Here is a 25,117-nt window from a genome sequence, read left to right on the forward strand (position 1 = left end):
TGTCTTTACTGCTGTTGTAGCCATCTCGGGACATCAGCAATACTGTCGAGCACCACAGACGCCAGCGCTTCACCTTCACCGGTCACCGGTTTGCCGGTACGAACCAGAATTCGGGTGGCCACCTCTGCCGCTTCCGCAGCTTTCATGTCATCCGTTTTATCTCCGATCATCACGGAGCGCGCCATATCGATCTTCAGGAAATCACGGGCCGAAATGAACATGCCCGGCTTAGGTTTGCGGCAATTACAGTCCTGCAGATAATCTCCCTGGCCTTCAGTCGGGTGATGCGGACAATAATAGATCCCGTCAAATTCCACACCGTTATCGACAAAATTCCAGTCCATCCATTCGGTCAGCGTCAGGAATTCATCTTCGGTATACATCCCCCGGGCAATCCCGGCCTGATTGGTGACCAGCACCAGCAGATAGCCCATTGCTTTGAGCTTTTTACAGGCGTCAAACACACCCTCGACATATTCGAAATCATCTACGGTATGAACATAACCATGATCAACGTTAATCACGCCGTCACGATCGATAAACACTGCGGGCTTAGCCAAGCGATCACCTAACACAATCAAAAACGAAATTGGCTAAATTATGGCATGGCTGTGTAGTGGTTTCATCTGTTAATCCAGTTCACCTGAAGGCTTTGTGTGGCGATCTGGCGTGGCAGAATCTCTAAAAACCAGATTATGGACGTCTAGACGTAAAAATATCTATTGACTTGGCCATCTAGACACCCTAGCATCAGGCAACAGATGACACGGAGAAATTCCGTGTATACAAGTAAATGATAAGGTCATACGCCTGTTCGACACACAAAATCACTATTCTGGGCGAATAAATGACCACAACGCTATGCTGATTGACACATGGCAGTAAGCAGACAAGTAGTAGCAGGATACAGCATGATAGAGATTAACCGGGTCAATAAAGTCTTCCAGGTCGGGGAGAAACACATCCACGCCCTGCGCGATATCAACCTTAATATTGCTGAAGGAACCATTTTCGGCGTCATCGGCGCTTCCGGTGCAGGAAAAAGCACGCTGATCCGCTGCGTCAACCTGCTAGAAAAACCGACTTCCGGTCACCTGATTGTTGACGGCGTTGATTTGACGCAGTTGTCCAGTCAGGAACTGACACTGGCCCGCCGCAAAATCGGCATGATTTTCCAGCATTTTAATCTGTTATCCTCCCGGACCGTCTTTGAAAACGTCGCTTTGCCACTGGAACTGGCCGGCACCGATAAATCTGAGCTCAAACGTAAAGTCACGGAACTGTTGCAGCTGGTTGGGCTGGCCGACAAACACCATGCCTATCCGTCGAACCTGAGCGGTGGACAAAAACAGCGTGTTGCCATTGCCCGCGCACTGGCATCCGATCCGAAAGTTCTGCTCTGTGATGAAGCCACCAGCGCACTGGATCCGGCCACCACGCAGTCTATTCTTGAGCTGTTGCGCGAAATTAACAGCAAACTGAACCTGACCATCCTCCTGATCACCCACGAAATGGATGTAGTGAAAAGCATTTGCTCTGAAGTGGCTATCATCGGTAACGGTGAACTGGTCGAGAAGGGTCCGGTTGGTGATATTTTTGCTCACCCGAAAACAGAGCTGGCCCGCGAATTTATCCGCTCAACGCTGGATCTGTCGATTCCTGAAGATTATCAGGCTCGTCTGGAAACGACCCGGAACGCGCATAACTATCCGCTGATCCGTCTGGAGTTTACCGGCGCATCCGTCGATGCCCCGCTACTCAGCCAGGCGTCGCGTCAGTTTGGGATTGACGCCAATATCCTGAGCGCCGATATGGATTATGCCGGCGGTGTGAAGTTTGGCCTGATGCTGGCCGAGTTTTTTGGAACAGAAGAAGCGACTCAACAAGCCATCGCTTTCCTTCGTGAACACAAAGTGAATGTAGAGGTGCTGGGTTATGTTGCTTGATTCTATCGCCACCTGGTGGCAAACCAACGAACGTCTGGTCGGGCTGCTGACCGAAGCGCTGGGTGAAACCCTGGTGATGGTCTTCGCCTCTGGGGTCATCGGCTTTGCTGTCGGCATCCCGCTGGGTGTCGCGCTGCACCTGACGAAACCTAAAGGTCTTGTCGCAAACCCGGGTCTGAATAAAACACTGGGCGCTATCGTCAACATCGGCCGTTCGATCCCGTTCATCATTTTGCTGGTTGCGATTATTCCGTTTACCCGCTTCGTTGTGGGCAGTTCTATCGGGACTGCGGCGGCCATTGTTCCGCTCACCGTCGGTGCGATTCCTTTCATTGCCCGTCTGGTTGAAGGGGCACTGCTGGAAGTTCCGGGCGGGCTGGTTGAAGCCGCACAAGCCATGGGGGCAACCCCGGCTCAGATCATCCGGAAAGTTCTGCTGCCGGAAGCAATGCCAGGCATCATCAATGCCGCAACCATTACCCTGGTTACTCTGGTCAGCTACTCTGCCATGGCCGGTACTGTTGGCGGCGGCGGCCTGGGCGATGTCGGAATTCGTTATGGCTACCAGCGCTTTGACGGGACCGTGATGATGATTACCGTGGTCATGCTGGTTGTTCTGGTGCAACTGATTCAGTCCGCAGGGGACCATCTGGTTCGCCGGGTCGACCACAGATAAGCTTGACGAAAAGACAACACAAAGCTCACATTCGCCGGACATCGTCTTCAGGCGACAACGATAAGTTAGCGAAATACAACGACAACAAGTACAGGGATTCCCTGAATATAGGAGATGTACAATGGCACTGAATATCAAACATTTCTTCGCAGTGGCGGGATTGGCTTCAGCACTGGCTCTGACTGGCTGTGGCGAGAAAGAAGCGGCAGTCGACAACAACAAAATCAAAGTCGGCGTGATGGCGGGCTCTGAAGCTCAGGTTGCAGAAATTGCAGCCAAAGAAGCCAAAGACAAGTACGGTCTGGATGTAGAACTGATCACTTTCACCGACTATGTATCGCCAAACGCCGCTCTGGAAGAAGGTTCAATTGATTTGAATGCATTCCAACACAAGCCATACCTGGATCAGCAAGTGAAAGACCGTGGCTATAAATTTGCTGTTGCCGGCAACACATTCGTTTACCCGATTGCAGCTTACTCACACAAGATCACCTCCATTGACGAATTGCAGGAAGGCGACCAGATTGCAGTACCAAACGATCCAACCAACCTGGGCCGTTCACTGATGCTGCTTGAATCTCAGGGCCTGCTGAAACTGAAAGAAGGTGCTGGTCTGACTGCAACCGTACTGGATGTAGTCGAGAACCCGAAAAACCTGCAGATTGTTGAACTGGAAGCACCACAGCTGCCACGTTCACTGGATGATGTAAAACTGGCGATCATCAACAACACCTATGCCAGTTCCATCAACCTGTCACCGGATCAGGATGGTATCTTTGTTGAAGGCAAAGAGTCCCCTTACGTGAACCTGATTGTTGCCCGTGAAGACAATGTGAATGCAGAAAATGTGAAGACATTTGTGAAGGCGTATCAGTCTGATGCCGTCAACGATGCTGCCATGGAAATCTTCAAAGGTGGCGTGGTGAAAGGCTGGTAATCTCGACCGCCTCCCCACTTTCCAGAACGACAAAAAGCCCCATATCGGGGCTTTTTGTCGTTCTGGATGGGAACCCTAAAGCAGCCAGAAACCTGGCAAAGATTTATTTCTTTTTCTTCACGCCGCCCTGAACGGCTTTGAAGCGAGGATTCGTTTTACAAATCACGTAAATACGGCCACGACGCTTCACCACCTGACAATCGCGGTGACGCTGCTTGGCACTTTTCAATGAACTTAAAACCTGCATAAAAACCCCTTATGCCAATCAAAGTCAGTCAGTGATCAAACATAGCGCCGGAAAAATGTTTGAGAACAAGGCAGATTTTTTAGATAAGTAGTCATTCTACAATCAAAAAATCTAACGCAGTGATCGAACATTTGAACAAGCTAGGATGACCAGTGATTGACTGCGATTGGTATTACTTACTGAATGCCGCAAAACGGCGGTTAAAGTTTGCCATCCGGCCTTCAGACTTAATCACACGCTGCTTACCGGTATAGAACGGGTGAGACTCAGAAGAAACATCCAGTAAAAAATACGGATACTCTTTACCGTCTTCCCAAGTGATCGTTTTGTCGGTTTTCAACGTTGAGCCGACCACGAAGTATTTGTCCACACTGGTGTCGTGAAACACCACTTTGCGATATTCGGGATGAATGCCTGCTTTCATAACCACCTCTCAATTAACGTTATAATATAACATAACACTTGATAGTTGTTCTCAACAAGCGGTTTTTATCAGGTACTCATACAGACTCTTGTGGTATGGTCTGCAAATCTCTGATTCAGCCTGAAAAGATCATGACATCCCAACAACAATTTCAGATTGAGCCCGTCGGCTTTATCCGCTCGCCCTACAAAGAAAAGTTCGCTGTTCCCCGTCAGCCCGGCCTTGTCCCCAGCGCAAAAGCAACCCTGGTCTTACAGGGCGATGCCAACACGCCGGAATCCGTTCGCGGCATTGAACAATTCAGTCACCTGTGGCTGTTGTTTTTGTTTGATCAGAACTTATCTGCTGGCTGGCGTCCGACAGTTCGACCGCCCCGGCTGGGCGGCAATGACCGGATTGGCGTGTTTGCCAGTCGGGCGACATTTCGGCCGAATGGCATTGGGATGTCGGCCATTCAGTTACTCGGCGTGCGTCAGGCACAGGGACAAATTCTGCTGGATCTCGCTGGCGTGGATCTGGTCGACGGGACACCCGTGATTGATATCAAGCCTTATATCCCCTACTCCGACAGCCTGCCGCAGGCAACAGGCGGGTTTGCTGCAGAATCTCCGGCACTGCTGCCGGTCGAATTCACGGCACATGCGCACAGTCAGCTCAGTCATCAGGAAGCGGACTACCACAAAGCGGTCATCACAGAGGTGCTGGCACAGGACCCACGCCCGGCCTACAAAAAAGGCAAGCCGGACGACAAGGAATATGGCGTACTGCTCTTTGACTACAATGTCCGTTTTCAGTTTGAAGAAGACCGGGTTGTGGTCAAAAATTTAGAGTCAGCCTGAAAAAATGAAGGCTTTTCCGGTGATTGAACGCACCGATAAGCGCTTCCAGAACGGCTGACCGAACAGTTTCCTGAAGGGTTCTCTTTGGCGAAAGGCGGATACGCTGCTAATATAGCCCTTTCCAAATTCATCCTCATTATTACCAACGGATACCATCAATGCGTACCAGTAAATATCTTCTTTCTACCCTGAAGGAGACTCCAAACGACGCAGAAGTCATCAGCCACCAGCTGATGCTCCGTGCAGGCATGATCCGTAAGCTGGCTTCAGGTTTGTACACCTGGCTGCCTACAGGTCTGCGTGTGCTGCGTAAGGTCGAAACGATTGTTCGCGAAGAAATGAACAAAGCCGGTGCAGTGGAAACCCTGATGCCTGTCGTTCAGCCGTCTGAGCTGTGGCAGGAAACAGGCCGCTGGGACAAATTCGGTCCCGAACTGCTGCGAATTGCCGACCGTCACGACCGACCGTTTGTACTGGGCCCGACGCACGAAGAAGTGATCACCGACATGGTGCGTAACGAGGTGAAATCATACAAACAGCTGCCGCTGAATCTGTATCAGATCCAAACCAAATTCCGCGACGAAGTTCGCCCTCGTTTTGGTGTGATGCGTTCTCGTGAGTTCATCATGAAAGATGCTTACTCGTTCCATCTGGACAAAGAGAGCCTGCAGGATACTTATCACGACATGTACCGCGCGTACAGCAACGTGTTCAGCCGCATGGGTCTGGATTTCCGTGCTGTACTGGCCGATACCGGTTCTATCGGTGGCAGCGGCTCGCATGAATTCCACGTCCTAGCAGAAAGTGGTGAAGACCTGATCGCGTTCTCAACTGAGTCTGATTACGCAGCAAACATCGAAAAAGCGGAAGCGCTGGCACCAACCACTGAGCGTGCTGAACCCGCTGAAGACATGAAGCTGGTCGATACGCCGAATGCTAAAACCATTGCAGAACTGGTGGAACAATTTGGTCTGCCTGTTGAGAAAACCGTGAAGACGCTGTTTGTCAAAGCGTCTGAAGAAGCCGATGCAGCACTGATTGCACTGATCGTGCGTGGCGATCACGAACTGAACGAAGTGAAAGCTGAAAATCTGGACTGTGTTGCGAAACCACTGGAATTCGCAACAGAAGAAGAAATCCGTGCCGTCGTGAATGCGGGTCCGGGCTCTCTGGGTCCTGTCGGCCTGCCTGTTGAATTCATTGTCGACCGCAGCGTTGCTGTCATGAGCGACTTTGGTGCGGGTGCCAACGTCGACGGTAAACACTACTTCGGCATCAACTGGGGCCGTGACGTAGCACTGGGCCGTGTCGAAGATCTGCGGAACGTGATGGAAGGCGACCCAAGCCCATGCGGAAAAGGCACCATCCTGCTTAAGCGTGGCATTGAAGTCGGTCATATTTTCCAGCTGGGAACCAACTACTCAGCATCCATGAACGCAACAGTCCTGGATGCCAACGGCAAACAGGCCGTCATGGAAATGGGCTGCTACGGCATTGGCTGTACCCGTGTGGTTGCGGCGGCGATTGAGCAGAACAACGACGACAACGGAATTATCTGGCCAGACGCAATTGCGCCATTCCAGGTTGCGATTGTTCCGATGAACATGCACAAGTCTGAAGAAGTCCAGCAGGCCGCTGAAACCCTGTACGCAGATCTGACTGCAGCGGGAGTTGAAGTCCTGTTTGATGACCGAAAAGAGCGTCCGGGCGTGATGTTTGCCGACATGGAACTGATTGGTGTCCCACATACCGTCGTGATTGGCGACCGCAGTCTGAAAAACGGCGAAGTCGAGTACAAAGATCGCCGGACCGGCACCAAAGCACCGGTTGCAGCCGACAGCATTGCTGACTTCATCAAGCAAAAACTGGCTTAAGACTGAGGTTGGGCTCCCGAATCAGAGCCTGACTAAGTGGCTCAAAATAAATCATAAAAGCCTCCGCTGTGAGGCTTTTTTCATATCTGTGCCACAGAAATACAGACTAAGATAGGAATAAACTGAGTCGAACGCACCACTGCGACGCCATTGACATCTGAATTCTCTGTTTCTTTCCGGGGTAAAACACTGCATGGGCAAGGAAAAGCCAAAAATCAGTTTGCTGTTATCTGGTGGCGGAGCCCGTGCCGCGTATCAGGTCGGTGTGCTCAAAGCCATGTCCGAATGGTATCCCAGAAACCATCACAGCCCGTTCAGCATATACTGCGGCACTTCCGCAGGGGCCATCAATGCAACCGCCATTGCCAGCTATGCTTCCTGCTTCCGGCTCGGGGTCAAGAAACTTGAATGGATTTGGGCACGTTTGCACAGCCGCAGTGTATTCCGTGCAAGCAGTTGGGGGATCACCAAACACCTGTCTCATCAGTTGCTGGCCCGGCTTCAGGCTGTCCATCATCCCAGGCCTCCCTTCGGGCTGCTGGATAACCGTCCGCTCCGGCAACTGCTCAATCAGGTTAACAATTATGATCGCCTCGAACAGCAGATTCTGGCAGGCAATCTTCATGGCATTTCTGTCACAGCGTCCAGCTACAAAAGCGGAAAAACGGTCAGCTTTTTTCAGGGACAGCAGAATATCGCCCCCTGGACCTTTTCCAAGTCCAAAGGCCGACGTTCCCTGATTACGACCGAGCACTTGCTGGCCTCGTCCGCCATTCCTTTTGTTTTTCCTGCCAGCCGCATTGGGCAGGCTTACTATGGCGATGGCTCTATCCACCAGCTGACGCCTTTACGGCCATCCATGAAGATGGGCGCGGATAAAATTCTGATCATCGACCTGATCAACCAGCGACTAACCCCCAGAGATCCCACACAAGCCCCCGGGCTGGGGATGCTGACCGGCCATTTGATGGACACCATTTTCAGCGACACCATGGCCGCCGAGCTGGAACATTTGGCCTACACCAATAACCTGCTGAAAAAATTACCCGATGCTGAACGGCAGCAAATGGCAGTCAAGACAGTGGATACGCTGCACCTCTATCCAAGTCAGTCCTTCGAGCCGCTGGCTCAGGCCTTCTACCATCATATGCCCCTAGCCGCTCGAGGCCTGATGCGCATGCTTGGGATCAGCCCGAAAGACGATGCCGCCCTGACCAGTTATATCCTTTTTGAACCAAATTACATTCACGCACTCATTAATTTAGGCTATATCGATGCCTTAGAGCGAGAAAGTGAGCTACGTTCGTTTTTAGAATAAAAACAAGGGGAGATTTTCATTTTGTTCCATTTTCTATTGATCTGGCTTCAAAATCTCCTATATTAAAACCCTTACTTATCAATGACATTAACCATGGATCCGATTTTCTGGCAAAAATCTCAGGCTGATGCTGTCCCGACCCGCACCAAGCCTTTGGGTGCGGATCAGCGTCTGTTGATCCTGCAAAAGTTGCAGGGGAAGCCAGAACTGTCCACGCTATTGGAAGTCTTTGCGATGGAAGTGGAAAAACAGGTTGATGTCAGCCGGATGCTTTGGCGTCAGGAGACGACAACGACATTGATCCGCCACGGGCCCGGCACCGAGAACCGCCAATGCTTCTTACTGCGTTATTCGGATCACCCGTTAGGTGAACTGCAGTACGACACACCCTACGCGTTAGATCAGGATGAGATCAACCTGCTCCATACCTATCACCGGCTGCTGGCCGGCCCGCTATTCAGTGCCATGGAATATCGCCGGGTCAAAGAAATGGCCATGCGCGATCACCTATCTAGCCTGCGCAACCGCAGTTGCCTGGATCAGGATATTCTCCATGCAATTGCCATGAGTGAGCGCCGGCAGGTCGGTTTGGTTTTGCTGCTATTTGATCTGGATAACTTCAAGCAAGTGAATGACAAATATGGCCACCTGGACGGTGATAACGTCATACGCCGGTTTGCTGCCATTTTAAAACAATCGGTTCGTACATCCGATCGCTGCTATCGTCTTGGCGGGGATGAGTTTGTCCTGCTGCTGCAGCCCGCGTCAGAGCAATCCGCCCGCAAAGTCATTCACCGGGTCCTCACCCGCATGGAGCAGGATCATACCTTACGCACCCTGGAAATCGGGACCTCGATTGGCGCCAGCCAATATTGCCGGGGCGACTCCCCGACGAGTCTGCTGGAAAGAGCAGACCGACAGCTCTATCAGCACAAGCGTTCAAAATAGCCGGTCACCGCTCGATCTTCATTCCTGATAGCGGTAAGCTCTGAATCAGTTCACTTTCCCGCTTGAATTTCTTATCAAACCCCAGGAGCTTCCATGAAAGTCACTGACTGTTGTGATCGTGTACGCCAGAGTTACAGCCAGATTGGCAGCGGAGAGCAGGGCTATATTCCTGCCGCGATTGCCTGTGCTGTCCGTGCCCTCAACGAGATTGCCGCCAATACAGCATTACCCGATACTGTCAGAGATCAGGCTGCCTTTGCAGCAGCAAACCTGCTCATCAGTGATCACGAGGATACCCAATGAATCTGAAGCAGTTTGAAACCATGGATCCTGTGATGCTGATGAGCATCGTGAACATGAAGATTCGGGATGAGTTTGGCGATTTGGACAGCCTGGTCCGATTTTATGAAATCGATAAAGATCAGTTGGTCGCAAAACTGGCCGGTGCCGGATTTGATTACCTGCCCCAAGCCAAACAGTTCCGCTGAAACTTTTCGCCGCGAAAAACAAAACGGAAAGCCTGAGCTTTCCGTTTTTGTCTTCAGATGAAGGTTGAAACCAGGACTGCGGTCACCAGCAGCGGACAGACAAACTTTACATAGACTGGCCAGATTTTCCAGAACAGCGACTGTTGCAGTGCCGGGCTGCCAGCCGACAGCTCCTTGAGTTTACTGTGACGCGACCAGACCCATCCGCCAAACAACGTGAACAGCAGCGCAGCAACCGGCTGGAAGTATTGCGTGGCAATGGTAGCAACCAGACCAAACAGCTGACCAAAGTTAAAAATAATGACAGCACTGAATACCGCAATCACACATCCCAGCACCCAACTGGTTGGTTTACGGCCTGTATTCAGCCGCTCACTCACCAGTGCCACCGGACATTCCAGCATTGAAATTGAAGACGTCAGTGCCGCAATGGTCATCAGCACGAAGAACACCAGCGCAATCAGCTGACCTGCAAATCCCAGGCTGTCAAACAGCAGTGGCAAAACGGTAAAGACCAGCGTATCGGAACTGAGCAGCGAACCGTCTTCTGCATAAATTGCGACGCCTTTTTGCATCGCAACAAACATGGCTGGTAACACGACCAGACCCGCGATAAACGCAACAGCCGAGTCAACCAGCGTGACGCTGAGCGCCATCTTAGGCAGGCTCTCTTTTTTGCTCAGATAAGAGCCGTAAATCAGCATCGAACAGCCACCGATTGTCAGCGAGAAGAAGCCTTGCCCCATCGCCGCCAGCAGTAATTTCGGCTCGAACACCTTACTGAAATCCGGGATCAGATAATGTTTCAGACCATCCATCGCCCCATCCTGCGTCATGATGTAAACGAACATCAGCAGGAAAAGCGCAAACAAAGCGGGCATCAGTCGCGTCGACCACTTTTCAATGCCCTGCTTCACGCCACTTTGCACGATCAGAATGGTCAGCAGATAAAAGATTGCCGCGCCAAAGAGGTTACGGGAAACAGAAAAGCCTTTCAGCCAGACCGTCAGGTCGGTCATGCCAAGAATATCGGTGATTGCAGCCAGAAGGAAAGTCACTAACCAGCCAGCGACAATGCTGTAAAAGGCCAGCACTAAACAAGGCACCATCAGGCCAATCCAGCCGACCATCGCACCAGTGCGCTTGGCCGTGGCGTTGGCACTCAGGCTGCGCATACTGTCAACCGGGTTCGCCTGGCCGTGACGTCCAATCGCCATTTCGACAATCAGCATCGGAAAAGCGACGACCAGAATCATGAATAAATAGACCAGCAGAAATGCCCCGCCACCATTACTGGCAGCCTGAGTCGGGAAGCCCCAGATATTGCCTAACCCAACTGCAGCCCCTGCCGCAGCGAGGATAAAGCCCATCCGTGAGCCGAAGTGTTCGCGTGTTCCTGCCATGTTACCCAACCTTAATGTATCAGCGAACTAGTACGATATATTGATTGGGGATTCCGATCAATGGCAGCGAATCTAACTGATTAAAAACAAAGCAACAAGAAGATAATTCAAACATGCTTGCTCTGATAACAAATCATCCGCCCCAAAAGCGGATGATTTGATCGGGCTATCACATTTGTGCGAAATAAGCCGCCAGGTTTTCCATGTCCGTATCGCTGAGCATCGCAGCCTGGGGTTGCATCACGGCTGCATTGCCACCGTTCCGATCTTTGTTCTTGTAAGCTTTGAGTGCGTTCACAATATACTGTGCGTTCTGGCCTTTTAAATTGGGGTAGCCCGGAATGACAGCCACGCCATCAGCGCCATGACAGGCAGCGCAAATCGCAGCTTTGGCTTTACCGGCTTGGGCATCTCCGGCGGCCATTGCAGGCAGTGAAAACAAAGTTACAGCCAGTGTCAGCGTCAGTGCTTTTTTCATAGGATCCTCATTTTTCTATTGTTATCGACATTCAAACACTGACTGACTATCTATATTCCTGACTCCGGTGTCAGTGTAGGTGATCACATTTCCAGACCAACTGACACGTATTCCCTTCAAAACCTTTGACGACAAAAAGCCCGGCAACGGCAGCCAGTTGATCACCATAAAATACCAGCGGCATCTGTCGACGGCGCCAGCTGGGCACCTGAGATTCCTGAAACAGTTTTTTCAGTTTCCGGCGACCGGCACGGCCCACTGGCTGTGCACTCAAGCCGCTGGGGTCAAAAGTGATCCGGACAGGCTCATCCACAGCCGGCAGTCGTAGCAGCAGACCCACCCGCGTCCCGGCTTCCAACCTGCTCAGCCTGAGTTGACCTAAGCCCGCCGGTAAAGCGCACCACGCATCCAGCGCCATCTCTGCGTGCCACTGTGTGAGATCCGGCAAAGGCCGAACCACATACAAGTGATGACGAAAGCGGCGAATATCATATCCGGCCAACGAAACGCAGGGGTTCGCATCCACACGGGCCTGACAGATACTGAGCCAGATCTGCTCCATCTGTGCTTTCGACGGTAACGGCAGTTGCTGCTGCTGCAACCACAACCGAATCAACGCCTTTCCCTGAACAGCATCCTCAATGACTGCGATATTCAAACTGCCGTCCGGCTGGCTCAGCAAGCTCAGTTTCTCGGATAACAGCGCAGCTAACAGCGCTTCCTGTTCGCCGCACAGCGCCGCACTGCGTGCGACAGACTGACGTAATCCCGGCCAGCGTTCATTCAGAGCAGGCAATACAGTCTGACGCAGAAAATTCCGGTCAAACCGGGTGTCCTGATTACTTTCGTCCTCAACCCACTGCAACTGGTGTGTTTCAGCATAAGCTTCCAGCGTTGCACGGCTGATATCCAGTAAGGGGCGAACATGACTTCCTCCGGCAAAGGGTTTCATTTCCGGCATCGCCGCCAGTCCGGCAGGCCCACTGCCACGTTTCAGTGCAAGCAGCACGGTTTCAAGCTGGTCATCCGCGTGCTGAGCCGTAAGTAAACATTCACCTTTCCGGACATATCCCGCGAGGGCCTGATACCTTGCATCGCGGGCAGACTGCTCGAGACTCAGGCGGCTGCCTTTTTGCACCTCAACCCGGACCGTTTCGAACGGGATACCGTCCTGAGCAGCCCACACTGCGCACTGTTTCTGCCAGTGATCAGCATTCGGACTCAGCCCATGATGCACATAGACTGCCTGGACGGAATAATCCGGAAACTCTCTGATGAAACGGCTCAGTAAATGCAGCAATACCCGGGAATCCAGGCCGCCACTGAAGGCCAGTACCAAAGGAACCGGGGTCGGACACAAGCGGCGGAGCGTAAGTGAGAATTGATGAAACAGCATGATTGCGGGCCGTACCTGAAGAAACACACGGAAAGAAAGGAGTATCTTATCGCACCGCCTGTCAGATTGTCAGCTTGCGAATTGCAGCTGACAAAAACGACAACGGGCCGCATAAAGCGACCCGTTAAGGACTGATAGCAGTTCAGATATCAGCAGTAGCCGTAGCTCAGCAGACGCTGGTAGCGACGCTCCAGCAGGCTTTCTTCATCCAGCCCATCCAGTTCATCCAGCACATTCAGCAGTTGCTGCTTGATGTTGGCAGCCATCGCCGGAACATCACGATGGGCACCGCCCAGAGGCTCAGAGATAATGTTATCAATCAGACCCAGCTCTTTCAGACGATCGGCTGTCATTCCCATGGCTTCTGCTGCCTGAGGTGCTTTGTCAGAATCACGCCACAGAATTGATGCACAGCCTTCCGGAGAAATCACAGAGTAAGTCGAATATTGCAGCATGTTCACGCAGTCACCTACGCCGATCGCCAGTGCGCCGCCAGAGCCGCCTTCACCCACCACGTTACAGATCACCGGTACAGTCAGACCCGCCATCACTTTCAGGTTCATCGCGATCGCTTCAGACTGACCACGTTCTTCTGCACCCACGCCAGGATAAGCACCAGCGGTGTCAATAAAGGTGATGATTGGCATGCGGAAACGCTCCGCCATACGCATCAGACGCAGGGCTTTACGGTAACCTTCCGGTCTTGGCATGCCGAAATTACGCAGGACCTTTTCACGGGTTTCACGGCCTTTCTGGTGACCAATCACCATCACCGGACGCCCTTCCAGGCGGGCAATGCCACCCACCAGTGCTTTGTCATCGGCGTAAGCACGATCACCCGCCAGCTCATCAAACTCAGTGAAGATCTGGTCAATATAATCCAGTGTATACGGACGCCGAGGGTGACGGGCCAGTTGCGCGACCTGCCATGCACCAAGGTCACCGAAGATTTTCTTGGTCAGTTCCAAGCTCTTCTGCTCAAGCTGGGAAATTTCTTTATCGAGATCAACTGAGGCCGACTTGTCACGATGCGACACATCGCGCAGTGCTTCAATTTTGGCTTCTAGCTCGGCAATCGGTTGTTCAAAATCAAGGAAGTTCAGGCTCATACCACTTGTAATCCTTTGTCCATGTTTAGCATCCTGTCAGCCCAGGTGCCGGACACATTAATTAAACTCAAATTCGACTTGCTGCTCGCCCAAAAGCACTTTGAGATCAGTGATTAACTCATCATTTGGCGTAATTCGCCATTCTGTGCCCAGGGTAAGTTTAGCGCGAGCATTCGAACGCTGATAATAAATATTCACCGGGACAGTACCAGCCCGGTACGGTTCCAGCGCTTTGCTGAAACGCTCAAAAAATGTTTTATCAATTTGCCTTTCGGTCAGCGAGATAGCAAGACCACGCAGATGCTTTTCTCGAGCGTCTGAGATATCAAGGACTTCACGTGCCGACATTTTAAGGCCGCCGTTAAAATCATCAAAGCTGACCTGTCCGGAAACGACCAGAATCCGGTCTTTTTCAACCAAATCGAGATATCGATCCAAAGCATCAGAGAACAGCATGACTTCCATCCGCCCGGATCGGTCATCCAGCGTCAGAATCCCGATGCGGGTTCCGCGTTTGGTCGTCATCACCCGGGCCGCAATCACCAGTCCCGCGACCGTAACCACCTTATCCCGGCCTGTCGGATGTGCATCTTTCAACCGCCAGGTCACATAATGCTTCAATTCACGCACATAGCTGTTAATCGGGTGCCCGGTCAGATAGAGACCTAAGGTATCCCGCTCCCCTTCCAGCCAGACTTTTTCCGGCCATTCAGGGATATTGGCGTAAGCACGCTCAACCGCTTCCGGTTCATCCGTCAGCACGCCGAACATATCTGCCTGACCAAAAGCTTCGGCCTGATGGTGCTGGCCAGCGGCTTTCAGCGCATCATCCAGTGTTGCCATCATAGCTGCACGGTTCGGCCCCAGCCGATCCATCGCACCCGCTTTGATCAAACGCTCCAGCACGCGTTTATTGACTTTCTTGGTGTCTATTCTGGCACAGAAATCAAACAGATCCTTAAAATATCCGCCTTTTTCCCGCGCAGCGATCAGATTTTCAATCGGCCCTTCACCCACGCCTTTAATTGCGCCGATACCATAAACAATGGCCCCCTCATCATCAACGGTGAAACGATACAGGCCTTTGTTCACATCCGGCGGCAGCATTTTCAGATTCATGCGCTGACATTCTTCGACCAGCCCGACCACTTTATCGGTGTTGTCCATATCTGCAGTCATTACTGCTGCCATGAACTCAGCCGGATAATGTGCTTTCAGCCACAGGGTCTGGTAAGAAACCAGTGCATACGCGGCGGAGTGCGATTTGTTGAAGCCGTAACCTGCGAATTTCTCTACCAGGTCGAAGATCTTCATCGCCAGTTCGCCGTCGACGCCGTTGTTCACCGCGCCACTTTCAAACGTCGCACGCTGCTTGGCCATCTCTTCCGGCTTTTTCTTACCCATGGCACGACGGAGCAAGTCCGCGCCCCCCAGGCTGTAGCCAGCCAGAACCTGCGCAATCTGCATCACCTGCTCCTGATAGAGGATGATGCCGTAGGTCGGTTCCAGAATTTCTTTCAGCGATTCATGCTGATACGTCGCATCCGGGTAAGAAATATCTTCACGGCCATGCTTCCGGTCGATGAAGTTATCCACCATGCCCGATTGCAGCGGACCCGGCCGGAACAGGGCAACCAGTGCGATCATGTCTTCAAAGCAGTCCGGTTGCAGACGCTTGATCAGATCTTTCATCCCGCGGGATTCAAGCTGGAAAACCGCTGTCGATTCAGAGCGCTGCAGCATCGCAAAGGATTTGGCATCATCCATCGGAATTGCAGCAATGTTGATCGGTGCTTTCCCCTGACTTTCCAGACGCGGATTGATCATGCCCAGCGCCCAGTCAATGATGGTCAGTGTCCGCAGCCCCAGGAAGTCGAATTTGACCAGCCCGGCGGTTTCCACATCGTTCTTGTCAAACTGGGTCACCGGATGATGGCCTTCCGCATCACAGTAAAGCGGGGCGAAGTCTGTGATCGTCGTCGGTGAAATCACGACACCACCCGCGTGTTTACCTGCGTTTCGGGTCACCCCTTCCAGCACCCGGCACATGTCGATCAGCGCTTTGACTTCTTCGTCCGCTTCGTACACTTCGCCCAGTTGCGGCTCTGCCTCAAAGGCTTTGGCCAGCGTCATCCCCGGCTCTGCCGGGACCAGCTTAGAAATTCGATCCACGAAGCCATACGGGTGACCCAGCACCCGGCCCACGTCCCGGATCACCGCCTTCGCGGCCATGGTCCCGAAGGTAATGATCTGAGACACCGCATCCCGGCCGTACATTTCTGCAACGTGATCAATCACCTGATCCCGTTTATCCATACAGAAGTCGATATCGAAATCGGGCATGGAAACCCGTTCCGGGTTCAGGAAACGTTCGAACAGCAGATCAAATGCCAGCGGATCGAGATCCGTAATGTCCAGCGCATAAGCCACCAGCGATCCTGCACCGGATCCCCGGCCTGGGCCAACCGGCACCCCGTTTTCTTTCGACCACTGGATGAACTCCATGACGATCAGGAAGTAGCCGGGGAACCCCATCTGGTTAATAACTTGTAACTCAATATCCAGACGTTCGTCGTACTCAGGGCGGCGCTGCTTGCGCTCTTCTTCATCCGGAAACAAAAATTCAAGACGTCGCTCCAAACCTTCTCTGGATTTCAGAACCAGAAAGTCTTCCGTGGTCATCTCTCCGGTCGGGAAATTCGGCAGGAAATACTCACCCAGACGAACCGTCACATTACAGCGCTTGGCAATTTCAACTGAGTTTTCGAGTGCTTCCGGGATATCGGCGAAGAGCGCGCACATCTCGTCTTCGCTACGCAGGTATTGCTGAGGACTGTAGTTTTTCGGACGACGGGGATCAACCAGCGTATAGCCGTCATGGATACAGACCCGGATTTCATGGGCATCGAATTGATCCGGGCTGATAAAGCGCACATCGTTGGTGGCCACCACAGGTAAGCCGGCTTCCGCCGCCAGTTCCACGGCAAAGTGCAGATAAGCTTCTTCATCCGGGCGACCGGTTCGTACCAGCTCAAGATAATAGCTGTCCGGGAAATGTTCCTGATAGAAGGCCACACAACGCTCAACCGCAGCACTGTTACCTTTCAGCAGCGCCTGACCCAAATCGCCGCTTTTACCACCGGAAAGCAGAATTAACCCTTGCTTGTGATCAATCAGCCAATCGCGATCAATCACCGGCATATGCTGGATATGCCCCCGCTGGTAAGCGTGAGAGATCAGCAACGTCAGATTTTTATAGCCATCGTTATCGGCAGCCAGAATCGTCAGATCCGTCAGCTCTTCACTGCCTTCATCCGCCCGGACCTTAAAATCTGCGCCGATAATGGGTTTCACGCCAGCCCCGTGCGCGGCGAAATAAAATTTCACCAGACCACACAGGTTGTTGAAATCCGTCAGCGCCATGGCGGGCATGCCCAGCTCCGCCACTTTTTTCACCAGCGGCGGTACCTTACTCAGGCCATCGACCATGGAAAAGTCACTGTGAATCCGGAGGTGTATAAAGCGAGGTTCTGCCATGATGATGTCGTTATTCAGCCGTTAATATGCGAGGTCGTATTCTGCTGGAGCGATCAGTGATTGTCGCGATTCAGCACATGAATCCCAGAGTCTAAAATGATTTCCCGGCAACGCAAGTACCGGGGAACTGTTACTTCAAATTTTGTGCAATTCGCTCTCGAACTGGCTTGAAGCTTTTCCGGTGTTCATCAATGGCACCGAACTGCTCCAGCGCAGCAAAATGCGCCTTGGTCGGGTACCCTTTATGCTGGGCAAAGCCATACTCCGGATGTTGGGTATCCAATGCTTCCATCTCACGATCCCGGGTGACTTTTGCCAGAATCGAAGCGGCACTGATTTCGGCAACCCGTAAATCACCTTTCACAACCGCCTGAGCTGCCATGGGCAACTGGGGCACTTTGTTGCCATCAATCAGCACATAATCGGGCTGAACGGACAAACCCGCCACGGCGCGCTGCATGGCGACCATCGTGGCCTGCAGAATATTCAGTTCATCAATTTCAGCAGGCTCGCAACGCCCCAGCGACCAGCTCAGTGCTTTGGCTTTGATTTCGTCAAACAGTGCCAGGCGCTTTTTCTCGCTCAGCTTTTTGGAGTCGGTTAACCCTTCAATCGGGTTGGCCGGATCCAAAATCACTGCGGCGGTTACAACGGCGCCAACCAGCGGACCGCGACCGACTTCATCCACGCCAGCAATCAGGTTGGCTTCAGGGTAAACAAATGGTTCGTATTGCATTTTGGAATTCACTCAGGCCGACCGTTCTGCCGGCCATGATGGGGTTATCTTCCGATCAGCTTCAGGACCGCATCAGCGGCCTGTCTGTCAGCATCACACCGAATCAGCTGATGCAGGCGGGTAAATTCAGTCAGCAAGGCACTGTTGTCTGAAGACAAGGCTTGCTCGACTGCTGCGGCCAGTTTCTCCGGCATACAGTCTTCCTGTAACAACTCAGGCACCAGTTCACGGTCAGCCAGAATATTTGGCAGAGACACATACTTGGTTTTCAGCATTCGTTTCGCCAGCCAGGCCGTCAGCGGCTTGACCTTATAGCCAACCACCATCGGACGTTTCACCAGCATACATTCAAGTGCCACCGTACCGGATGCCAGCAGGACGGCATCAGAGGCTGTCATCACATCCCGCGCAGTATCGTCGACCAGAACAAAGTCCAGATCCGGCGCTGTATTTTTCCAGGCTGCCTCAAACTGTTCCCGACGCTTTGCATTCACCAGCGCAACCACAAAACCCAGCTCCGGGTATGTCGACTTCAGGCGTTGGCATGTTTCGATGAAAGGTTCAGCCAGTAAGCTCATTTCACCGCCACGGCTGCCCGGTAAAACCGCCAGCCAGCGTTTGTTCGGATCCAGGCCCAATTTTTCCTGCGCTGCCGCTTGGTCTGTTTCCAGCGGAATCGCATCGGCCATGGTATGGCCCACAAACTCACAAGGCACCCTGAATTTGTCGTAAAAAGCTTTTTCAAACGGCAGAAAAGCCAGCACCAGATTGGTTGCCGCTTCAATTTTGAAGATACGTTTTTGCCGCCAGGCCCAGACAGACGGGCTGACGTAGTGGACGGTTTTGATCCCTTTCTGCTTCAGATCGCGCTCCAGGCGCAAGTTGAAGTCCGGAGCATCAATACCGACAAACACATCCGGCGGATTGTTGGTGAAATACTTCACCAGCTCTCCCTTGATGTGGAACAAGCGGGGCAGACGACCGACGACTTCGACGATCCCCATCACAGCCAGCTCTTCCATATCAAATAAGGCTTCACAGCCCAGCGCCTGCATGCGCGGACCGGCAACGCCGACGAACTCTGCATCCGGATATCGAGCTTTGACGGCTTCAATAAAGCCAGCGCCTAAAATATCGCCGGAGATCTCCCCGGCGACAATTCCTATTCGAAGTGGCTTCGTCATATCAGCGAATAATTCCACGCGTTGTCGTATTCAGCATATCCAGAAACAGGCCAACGGATGGCCAGTCTTTGGCCATTTCTTCCAGAACAGGTTTGACTTCTGCCTGAGTTTTACCGGAACGGTAAATTTCTTTGTAGGCACGACGCAACGCATGCAGTTCAGGCTTTTCAAACCCGTTGCGTTGCAGGCCGACCAGGTTCAGACCAAACGGTGTCGCGTGGTTGCCCTGAGCCAGCACATACGGCGGAACATCCTGAACCACAGCAGAACAGCCACCCACATAGCTGTACGCACCCACAGTACAGAACGGATGAATCGCGGACAGTGCCATCACGCCGGCATGATTGCCAACCGTCACATGGCCACCCAGAATCGAGTTATTCCCGATATGGGTATGATCGCCAATCACAACATCGTGCGCAACGTGTGCGTTCACACAGAGCAGGTTGTCGTTGCCAACAATGGTGACGCCTTTGTCCTGAACCGTGCCACGATGGATTTGTACGCTTTCGCGAATCACATTGCGGTCGCCGATTTCCAGGCGGGTTGGCTCACCGTTGTACTTCTTGTCCTGACACTCTTCGCCAACGATGGCGTAAGGGAAAATCCGGTTGTCCTGACCAATGGTTGTCGGACCTTTGATCACAACATGGGACATGATCTCATTGCCATCACCAATCTCGACATCTTTGCCGATATAAGTAAATGGACCGACCGTCACATTGGCACCGATCTTCACACCGTCTTCAATGACTGCAGACGGATGGATCTTTGCAGTTTCGTGAATCATGAAAACTCTCGTCTTGCGCATTTCAGCTCAGCCGAACATACGACTTCGCCGTCTACTTTCGCCACGCCATTGAACATTGCAATGCCACGACGTTCTTTCAGGAATTCGACTTCAATCACCAGTTGATCCCCAGGACCCACTGGCTTGCGGAATTTTGCATTATCAATACTGGCAAAGTAATACAGTTCATTTTCCGCTGGCGCACCAAAGGTTTTAAATGCAAGCAGCCCTGTCGCCTGTGCCATCGCTTCCAGAATCAGTACGCCCGGGAAAACAGGCATTTTCGGAAAGTGGCCGGTGAACTGCGGCTCGTTAACAGAAACGTTTTTAATCGCTGTCAGCGTTTTGCCTTCTTCATAGTTTACAACCTTATCGACCATCAGAAACGGATAACGGTGTGGAAGAAGTGCCTGGATCTCGGTGATATTCAGCGTTTTGTTCTCGCTAGTCAAAACTGCATTCCTGTCTAAAAAGTGAACAAAGCGCCGCGGCGATCTGAGAAATTGCGAAACGTCTGTCAACGTCGCCCCCGTCCCACGGCGCAGAAACATTCAAAAACGGTTACTTACCTTCTTCTTCGAGTTTTTTCTCTACAGATTTCAGGCGCTTATTCATATCTTCGATTTTCAGTACCCGTGCGGCTGTCTTACGCCACTCCCGGTTCGTCTGAAGCGGGATACCGGAAGAATACACTCCCGGCTCAGTAATTGGGCGCATGACCATTCCCATGCCGGTCACAGTCACCCCATCCGTGATTTCCATGTGGCCATTGAACACACTGGCTCCACCGATGAAGCAGTGTTTACCGACTTTCAGGCTGCCAGCCATCACAGTGGCGCCTGCAACAGCAGTGTTTTCGCCAATGGTGACGTTATGCGCGATCTGGCACTGATTATCAATAATAACACCATCTGCAATGATGGTATCTTCAAGGGCACCCCGGTCGATTGTGGTACAAGCCCCGATCTCAACCCGGTCGCCCACACGAACCGTGCCCAACTGCGGGATCTTCACCCAGCGGCCTTTATCATTGGCATAACCGAAGCCATCTGCACCAATCACGGTACCCGACTGAACCAGACAGTCATCGCCCAGAACCACATTGTGGTAAATACTGACATTGGCCCACAGCTTGGTACGGTGACCAATCTGTGCATTTTTCCCGATGAAACATCCCGGACCAATCTGAACGTTATCGCCCAGCACAACACCCGACTCAATCACGGCGTTGTGGCCCACAGCCACACCCTGGCCAACCACAGCATCAGAAGCAATGTAAGCAGAAGGGGCAATCTCAGTCGCGCTGGCCGGTGTGCTGTCCAGAATCTGTGCAACTTTGGCGTAAGACAGATAAGGGTCTTGAACAATCAAGGCATTACCACCGAAGAACTCGGCGTCTTCGGCTTTCAGCATGACCGCTGTCGCCTGACATTCTTTCAGATGCTGGCGATATTTACTGCTGGAAAGGAAAGTGATCTGACCGGGAGCTGCCTGTCCCAGTCCTGCGATTGCGGTGACTTCCGCGTCTGCGTCACCGCGCAGCTCCGCACCTAATTTCTCTGCTAATGCAGCAAGCGTCAATGCAGCCATTGTTTACCTTATTATTTCGTTTTTATACGTCACTGCACCTTATTATCTGTGGTGAACGAGACAATGCAAAGTGTAAGCGCAGGAACGTTTATAATTTGAACAATGTTCACATAATACTGTCATTTTGGGTCCCGGCAGACCCTACCAGATGCGCCAGCGAGTTTTGGGCCCGCTGGCGCAACGATTGAGTCTCACCTGTGACAGTGCGTAGACGTGATTACTTCACCGCAGACAGTACTTTTGTGGACAGATCATCTTTTGGGTTGGCAAACAGGATTGCCTGACCATCAACGATCATGTCATATCCTTCGCGTTTTGCCACATCCTGAATCGCTGTACGCAGTTTTTGCGCCAGTTTCTGCTGTTCCTCAGCACCGCGACGGGCCTGATCTTCCTGCAATGCCCGTGCTTTTTGTTTGAACTGGCCATCCAGCGTCTGCAGTTCGTTCTGCAGCTTGCCTCTGTCACTGGCGCTCATCAATTCACCATCGCGCTTGAGCTTATCCAGCTTCGACTTGATGTTCGTTTCCAGTGTGCGCAGTTCAGTAATACGGCCCTGAAACTCGTTCCGCAGCTTGTCTTTCACATTGTAACGCTGAGCCAGTTGCGCCATCGCCTGAGCCGTTGCGACATAGCCAACTTTCTCTGCTGCCGCAGCAGTATGAGCGTACATGGAAGATGACATCACCATCAGGCCAAAGCCGGCTGCTTTAATCCACTGTTTCAAAAGCTCTCTCCTTCAAGGGTTAGAATGTGCGTCCGATGGTAAATGTGAAGAATTCCTCATCATCGCCATCGTATTTCTTAAGTGGTTTCGCCACCGAGAAGACCAGAGGTCCCATCGGCGACATCCACTGGAGTGCAGCACCATAGGAAGCCCGGATCAGGAAAGGATCGGAGTAGTCATATAAAAACTCACCGTCTTCACCGGTCAAATCGTATTCGGTGTCCCACACATTACCAGCATCAATAAACAAGCTGGTTCGAATCTGGTTTCTGGCTTCATCCGAAGCAAATGGGGTCGGTACGATCAGCTCCATACTCGCCAGAGCGACCGCATTACCACCCGCAGCATCATCCGAGCCGGTCGCACAGCTGTTGTTGCCGCCGATACTACTGCCGGTGTCACAGCCACCGACGTACACCGCTTTCGGGCCGACGGTATTAGACCGGAAACCACGCAGGGTCGAAAAACCACCCGCATAGAAATTTTCATAGAACGGCAACAGCTGATCACTGCCGTTATCTGTTGTCCCGTAACCATTACCATAGCCCAGACGGCCGCGGAGCAACAAGGTAAAGTCCTGATCTTCGGTCAGCGGGAAGTACTGACGTACGTCATACTGAGCTTTGAAGTATTGGGCATCAGAACCCGGAATCGTCATCCGGAATGTTGCCCGCTGATGATTACCGGCAGTCGGGAAGAAGCCCCGGTTCAGGTTGTTGCGCGTCCAGGAAACCGACCAGTCAAAATCATCCAGTTCGATGGAAGTATTGGCCTCGTCAAAGTCATGAATACGCTTGAATTTTTCTATCTGGTAATACTCTTCGGTATTCGAGATTTTGTTATGGTCGTAACCGACGCCGAATTCAAAGAAGTTCAGTTCGTCATAAGGGAAACCCCAGGTCAGACTGGCGCCGTAACTCTGGTTGGTATAGTCCGAAATGTTCGCGTCCGAAGCTTCAAATTCGTTGTAGTAAACTTTTCCGCCCAGGCTGATGCCATCCAGCGTGAAGTACGGGTCGCGGTATTCGACACTGACGTTCTTCTGGTAATCATTCATCATGGCGCTGATGCCGAACCGGTTCCCGGTTCCCAGGAAGTTATCCTGCTGGATCCCCGCCTGGAAAGACACGCCGGACTCTGTGCCATAGCCAACACCAAAGTTGATATTACCGGCGTTGGCTTCTTTTACCTTGTACTGAACATCAACCTGATCTTCAGTGCCCGGCACACGAACAGTCTGCACATCGACGGTTTCAAAGAATCCGGTCCGGTTCAGACGTTCTTTGCCTCGCTCAATCGATTTCGAGTTCAGCCAGCTGCCTTCCATCTGCCGCATTTCACGACGCAGCACTTCATCTTTGGTCGAAGTATTCCCCGAGAACGAGATATTACGAACATAGATCCGCTTACCCGGTTCGACATTCACCAGCAGGGAGACCTGCTGATTCTCATCATCAAATTCCGGAATCGTGTTGACCTGCGGGTAGGCATAGCCCAGTTCACCCAGACGACGTTTAATCGACTCTTCCAGCGCAGTGACTTTGGCGCCATTGTAAATATCGCCGTCTTTAAAGGTCACCAAGCTTGCCAGTTCGCCTTGCTCACCGACCAGATTACCGCGGAATTTCACCCCTTTGACGGTGTATTGCTGACCTTCGTCAATATTCAACGTGATGTACACGCCTTTCTTGTCGGGTGAGATCGAGACATGCGTCGATTGCAACTTGTATTTCAGGTAGCCGTTATTGAGGTATTGGGAGCGAAGTGTTTCCAGATCCCCGGCCAGAACCTGCTTCTGATACTTCTCATCCGCCAGAAAGTTCCACCAAGGCACATCAGCCTGCAGGTTGAATTTGTCCCGCAGTTCTTCGTTACTGAACACGGTATTGCCAATGAAGTTGATCTGCTGAATTTTTGCAGAAACCCCTTCAGTGAAGACGAACTTCAGGTCAGCACGATTTCGTGGTAACGGTGTGACGACCGCTTTCACACTGGCATTGTACTTTCCGACACTGTAATAAAAGTCTTCCAGACCTTTTTCAATCTTGCTCAGTGTCGTCCGGTCCAGCGCTTCACCCACACGAATTTTCGACGCGTTCAGGTTTTCCTGAAGCTGCTCGTCTTTAATGGCTTTATTGCCTGAAAACGTAATGCTGGCAATGGTCGGACGTTCAATCACTTTCACGACCAGTGCATTGTTGTCCCGGAAAACCTGAATATCTTCAAAGTTACCCGAAGCGAACAATGCCTGAATCATATCCGCAACATCCCGCTCATCGACAGTGTCGCCAACTCTGACCGGCGTTTTCAGCAACGCCGCACCTAACGCGACGCGCTGTAGTCCCTCAAAGCGGATATCGTCCACCACAAATTCTTCCGCATGTGCCACACTGCTGCCAAGCAAGAGGGATGCGACTAACAGTTTCTTCATCGCCATTACTGTTCTGATTATTCCTTGCTAAATACGCAC

Annotated in this window: 24 protein-coding genes; 9 read left to right on the plus strand and 15 right to left on the minus strand. The window is 52.1% G+C overall.

The window, feature by feature from the left end; genetic code table 11:
- Positions 1-5 precede the first annotated feature (5 nt).
- Positions 6-560 carry a D-glycero-beta-D-manno-heptose 1,7-bisphosphate 7-phosphatase gene (gmhB, locus tag KDD30_RS12250; protein ID WP_211646114.1) on the minus strand — a complete coding sequence of 185 codons (555 nt, stop codon included), beginning with the start codon at positions 558-560 and terminating at the stop codon, positions 6-8.
- A gap of 351 nt (positions 561-911) precedes the next feature.
- On the opposite strand from gmhB, the gene metN reads away from it, so the two are divergent.
- From metN to KDD30_RS12265, 3 genes are all read left to right on the plus strand, one after another.
- A complete protein-coding gene (metN, locus tag KDD30_RS12255; protein WP_211646115.1) occupies positions 912-1,946 on the plus strand; it encodes a methionine ABC transporter ATP-binding protein MetN in 1,035 nt (344 codons plus the stop codon).
- A complete protein-coding gene (locus tag KDD30_RS12260; protein ID WP_211646116.1) occupies positions 1,936-2,622 on the plus strand; it encodes a methionine ABC transporter permease in 687 nt (228 codons plus the stop codon). The genes metN and KDD30_RS12260 overlap by 11 nt, the downstream gene beginning before the upstream one ends.
- A 121-nt stretch (positions 2,623-2,743) precedes the next feature.
- Positions 2,744-3,559, plus strand: a complete 816-nt coding sequence (locus KDD30_RS12265) for a MetQ/NlpA family lipoprotein (protein WP_211646117.1) — start codon at positions 2,744-2,746, stop codon at positions 3,557-3,559.
- Positions 3,560-3,662: 103 nt separating this feature from the next.
- Here the strand turns inward: KDD30_RS12265 and ykgO are convergent, their stop codons facing one another.
- Together ykgO and KDD30_RS12275 are read right to left on the minus strand one after the other, a co-directional pair.
- Positions 3,663-3,806, minus strand: coding sequence for a type B 50S ribosomal protein L36 (ykgO, locus tag KDD30_RS12270; RefSeq protein ID WP_211646118.1), 144 nt, complete (start codon positions 3,804-3,806; stop codon positions 3,663-3,665).
- A 172-nt stretch (positions 3,807-3,978) separates the two neighbouring features.
- Positions 3,979-4,230, minus strand: a complete 252-nt coding sequence (locus KDD30_RS12275) for a type B 50S ribosomal protein L31 (protein WP_211646119.1) — start codon at positions 4,228-4,230, stop codon at positions 3,979-3,981.
- A gap of 131 nt (positions 4,231-4,361) precedes the next feature.
- Here KDD30_RS12275 and tsaA point away from each other — a divergent pair, with 131 nt between their 5' ends.
- The 6 genes from tsaA to KDD30_RS12305 all read left to right on the plus strand — a co-directional run bounded on the left by tsaA (position 4,362) and on the right by KDD30_RS12305 (position 9,697).
- On the plus strand, positions 4,362-5,069 hold the full coding sequence (gene tsaA / locus KDD30_RS12280) for a tRNA (N6-threonylcarbamoyladenosine(37)-N6)-methyltransferase TrmO (RefSeq protein WP_211646120.1): 708 nt from the start codon (positions 4,362-4,364) through the stop codon (positions 5,067-5,069).
- A gap of 158 nt (positions 5,070-5,227) precedes the next feature.
- A complete protein-coding gene (locus tag KDD30_RS12285; RefSeq protein ID WP_211646121.1) occupies positions 5,228-6,943 on the plus strand; it encodes a proline--tRNA ligase in 1,716 nt (571 codons plus the stop codon).
- 193 nt (positions 6,944-7,136) lie between these two features.
- Positions 7,137-8,261 (plus strand): patatin-like phospholipase family protein, encoded by a 1,125-nt coding sequence (locus KDD30_RS12290; protein ID WP_211646122.1) that lies wholly within the window; start codon positions 7,137-7,139, stop codon positions 8,259-8,261.
- Positions 8,262-8,354: 93 nt separating this feature from the next.
- Positions 8,355-9,209, plus strand: coding sequence for a GGDEF domain-containing protein (locus KDD30_RS12295; RefSeq protein WP_211646123.1), 855 nt, complete (start codon positions 8,355-8,357; stop codon positions 9,207-9,209).
- Between the two features lie 93 nt (positions 9,210-9,302).
- Positions 9,303-9,512 (plus strand): YaeP family protein, encoded by a 210-nt coding sequence (locus KDD30_RS12300; protein ID WP_211646124.1) that lies wholly within the window; start codon positions 9,303-9,305, stop codon positions 9,510-9,512.
- Complete coding sequence (locus KDD30_RS12305) at positions 9,509-9,697, plus strand: DUF4250 domain-containing protein (RefSeq protein ID WP_211646125.1); 189 nt, start codon at positions 9,509-9,511, stop codon at positions 9,695-9,697. The genes KDD30_RS12300 and KDD30_RS12305 overlap by 4 nt, the downstream gene beginning before the upstream one ends.
- Positions 9,698-9,750: 53 nt before the next feature.
- On the opposite strand, the gene KDD30_RS12310 is transcribed toward KDD30_RS12305, so the two are convergent.
- The 12 genes from KDD30_RS12310 to bamA form a co-directional block, all read right to left on the minus strand.
- Entirely contained in the window at positions 9,751-11,100 is a 1,350-nt protein-coding gene (locus KDD30_RS12310; RefSeq protein WP_211646126.1) for a sodium-dependent transporter, read from the minus strand.
- 169 nt (positions 11,101-11,269) lie between these two features.
- A complete protein-coding gene (locus KDD30_RS12315) occupies positions 11,270-11,578 on the minus strand; it encodes a c-type cytochrome (RefSeq protein ID WP_211646127.1) in 309 nt (102 codons plus the stop codon).
- A 70-nt stretch (positions 11,579-11,648) separates the two neighbouring features.
- Positions 11,649-12,974 carry a tRNA lysidine(34) synthetase TilS gene (tilS, locus tag KDD30_RS12320; RefSeq protein WP_211646128.1) on the minus strand — a complete coding sequence of 442 codons (1,326 nt, stop codon included), beginning with the start codon at positions 12,972-12,974 and terminating at the stop codon, positions 11,649-11,651.
- Positions 12,975-13,123: 149 nt separating this feature from the next.
- Positions 13,124-14,083 (minus strand): acetyl-CoA carboxylase carboxyl transferase subunit alpha, encoded by a 960-nt coding sequence (gene accA, locus KDD30_RS12325; protein WP_211646129.1) that lies wholly within the window; start codon positions 14,081-14,083, stop codon positions 13,124-13,126.
- Between the two features lie 57 nt (positions 14,084-14,140).
- Positions 14,141-17,620, minus strand: coding sequence for a DNA polymerase III subunit alpha (gene dnaE, locus KDD30_RS12330; protein ID WP_211646130.1), 3,480 nt, complete (start codon positions 17,618-17,620; stop codon positions 14,141-14,143).
- A gap of 130 nt (positions 17,621-17,750) precedes the next feature.
- Positions 17,751-18,356: a ribonuclease HII gene (gene rnhB / locus KDD30_RS12335; RefSeq protein ID WP_211646131.1), complete on the minus strand. Its 606-nt coding sequence runs from the start codon at positions 18,354-18,356 to the stop codon at positions 17,751-17,753.
- 44 nt (positions 18,357-18,400) lie between these two features.
- Positions 18,401-19,540: a lipid-A-disaccharide synthase gene (lpxB, locus tag KDD30_RS12340; RefSeq protein WP_211646132.1), complete on the minus strand. Its 1,140-nt coding sequence runs from the start codon at positions 19,538-19,540 to the stop codon at positions 18,401-18,403.
- A gap of 1 nt (position 19,541) precedes the next feature.
- On the minus strand, positions 19,542-20,330 hold the full coding sequence (gene lpxA / locus KDD30_RS12345) for an acyl-ACP--UDP-N-acetylglucosamine O-acyltransferase (RefSeq protein ID WP_211646133.1): 789 nt from the start codon (positions 20,328-20,330) through the stop codon (positions 19,542-19,544).
- Positions 20,327-20,782, minus strand: coding sequence for a 3-hydroxyacyl-ACP dehydratase FabZ (fabZ, locus tag KDD30_RS12350; protein ID WP_211646134.1), 456 nt, complete (start codon positions 20,780-20,782; stop codon positions 20,327-20,329). The genes lpxA and fabZ overlap by 4 nt, the downstream gene beginning before the upstream one ends.
- 109 nt (positions 20,783-20,891) lie before the next feature.
- On the minus strand, positions 20,892-21,920 hold the full coding sequence (gene lpxD, locus KDD30_RS12355) for a UDP-3-O-(3-hydroxymyristoyl)glucosamine N-acyltransferase (protein WP_211646135.1): 1,029 nt from the start codon (positions 21,918-21,920) through the stop codon (positions 20,892-20,894).
- A gap of 217 nt (positions 21,921-22,137) precedes the next feature.
- Positions 22,138-22,647 (minus strand): OmpH family outer membrane protein, encoded by a 510-nt coding sequence (locus KDD30_RS12360; RefSeq protein ID WP_211646136.1) that lies wholly within the window; start codon positions 22,645-22,647, stop codon positions 22,138-22,140.
- A gap of 19 nt (positions 22,648-22,666) precedes the next feature.
- On the minus strand, positions 22,667-25,084 hold the full coding sequence (bamA, locus tag KDD30_RS12365) for an outer membrane protein assembly factor BamA (RefSeq protein WP_211646137.1): 2,418 nt from the start codon (positions 25,082-25,084) through the stop codon (positions 22,667-22,669).
- Positions 25,085-25,117: the final 33 nt, after the last annotated feature.

The organism is Photobacterium sp. GJ3 (assembly GCF_018199995.1).
Classification (GTDB): domain Bacteria; phylum Pseudomonadota; class Gammaproteobacteria; order Enterobacterales; family Vibrionaceae; genus Photobacterium.

Bases quoted from the DNA above. Each gene is read 5' to 3' on its own strand.
- rnhB (WP_211646131.1), bottom strand. From the start codon at position 18,356: ATGCAATACGAACCATTTGTTTACCCTGAAGCCAACCTGATTGCTGGC.
- KDD30_RS12285 (WP_211646121.1), top strand. From the start codon at position 5,228: ATGCGTACCAGTAAATATCTTCTTTCTACCCTGAAGGAGACTCCAAAC.
- dnaE (WP_211646130.1), bottom strand. From the start codon at position 17,620: ATGGCAGAACCTCGCTTTATACACCTCCGGATTCACAGTGACTTTTCC.
- KDD30_RS12275 (WP_211646119.1), bottom strand. From the start codon at position 4,230: ATGAAAGCAGGCATTCATCCCGAATATCGCAAAGTGGTGTTTCACGAC.
- lpxB (WP_211646132.1), bottom strand. From the start codon at position 19,540: ATGACGAAGCCACTTCGAATAGGAATTGTCGCCGGGGAGATCTCCGGC.
- ykgO (WP_211646118.1), bottom strand. From the start codon at position 3,806: ATGCAGGTTTTAAGTTCATTGAAAAGTGCCAAGCAGCGTCACCGCGAT.
- accA (WP_211646129.1), bottom strand. From the start codon at position 14,083: ATGAGCCTGAACTTCCTTGATTTTGAACAACCGATTGCCGAGCTAGAA.
- tilS (WP_211646128.1), bottom strand. From the start codon at position 12,974: ATGCTGTTTCATCAATTCTCACTTACGCTCCGCCGCTTGTGTCCGACC.
- KDD30_RS12295 (WP_211646123.1), top strand. From the start codon at position 8,355: ATGGATCCGATTTTCTGGCAAAAATCTCAGGCTGATGCTGTCCCGACC.
- KDD30_RS12300 (WP_211646124.1), top strand. From the start codon at position 9,303: ATGAAAGTCACTGACTGTTGTGATCGTGTACGCCAGAGTTACAGCCAG.
- KDD30_RS12290 (WP_211646122.1), top strand. From the start codon at position 7,137: ATGGGCAAGGAAAAGCCAAAAATCAGTTTGCTGTTATCTGGTGGCGGA.
- lpxD (WP_211646135.1), bottom strand. From the start codon at position 21,920: ATGGCTGCATTGACGCTTGCTGCATTAGCAGAGAAATTAGGTGCGGAG.
- KDD30_RS12260 (WP_211646116.1), top strand. From the start codon at position 1,936: ATGTTGCTTGATTCTATCGCCACCTGGTGGCAAACCAACGAACGTCTG.
- KDD30_RS12315 (WP_211646127.1), bottom strand. From the start codon at position 11,578: ATGAAAAAAGCACTGACGCTGACACTGGCTGTAACTTTGTTTTCACTG.
- lpxA (WP_211646133.1), bottom strand. From the start codon at position 20,330: ATGATTCACGAAACTGCAAAGATCCATCCGTCTGCAGTCATTGAAGAC.
- metN (WP_211646115.1), top strand. From the start codon at position 912: ATGATAGAGATTAACCGGGTCAATAAAGTCTTCCAGGTCGGGGAGAAA.
- bamA (WP_211646137.1), bottom strand. From the start codon at position 25,084: ATGGCGATGAAGAAACTGTTAGTCGCATCCCTCTTGCTTGGCAGCAGT.
- KDD30_RS12305 (WP_211646125.1), top strand. From the start codon at position 9,509: ATGAATCTGAAGCAGTTTGAAACCATGGATCCTGTGATGCTGATGAGC.
- KDD30_RS12310 (WP_211646126.1), bottom strand. From the start codon at position 11,100: ATGGCAGGAACACGCGAACACTTCGGCTCACGGATGGGCTTTATCCTC.
- KDD30_RS12265 (WP_211646117.1), top strand. From the start codon at position 2,744: ATGGCACTGAATATCAAACATTTCTTCGCAGTGGCGGGATTGGCTTCA.
- tsaA (WP_211646120.1), top strand. From the start codon at position 4,362: ATGACATCCCAACAACAATTTCAGATTGAGCCCGTCGGCTTTATCCGC.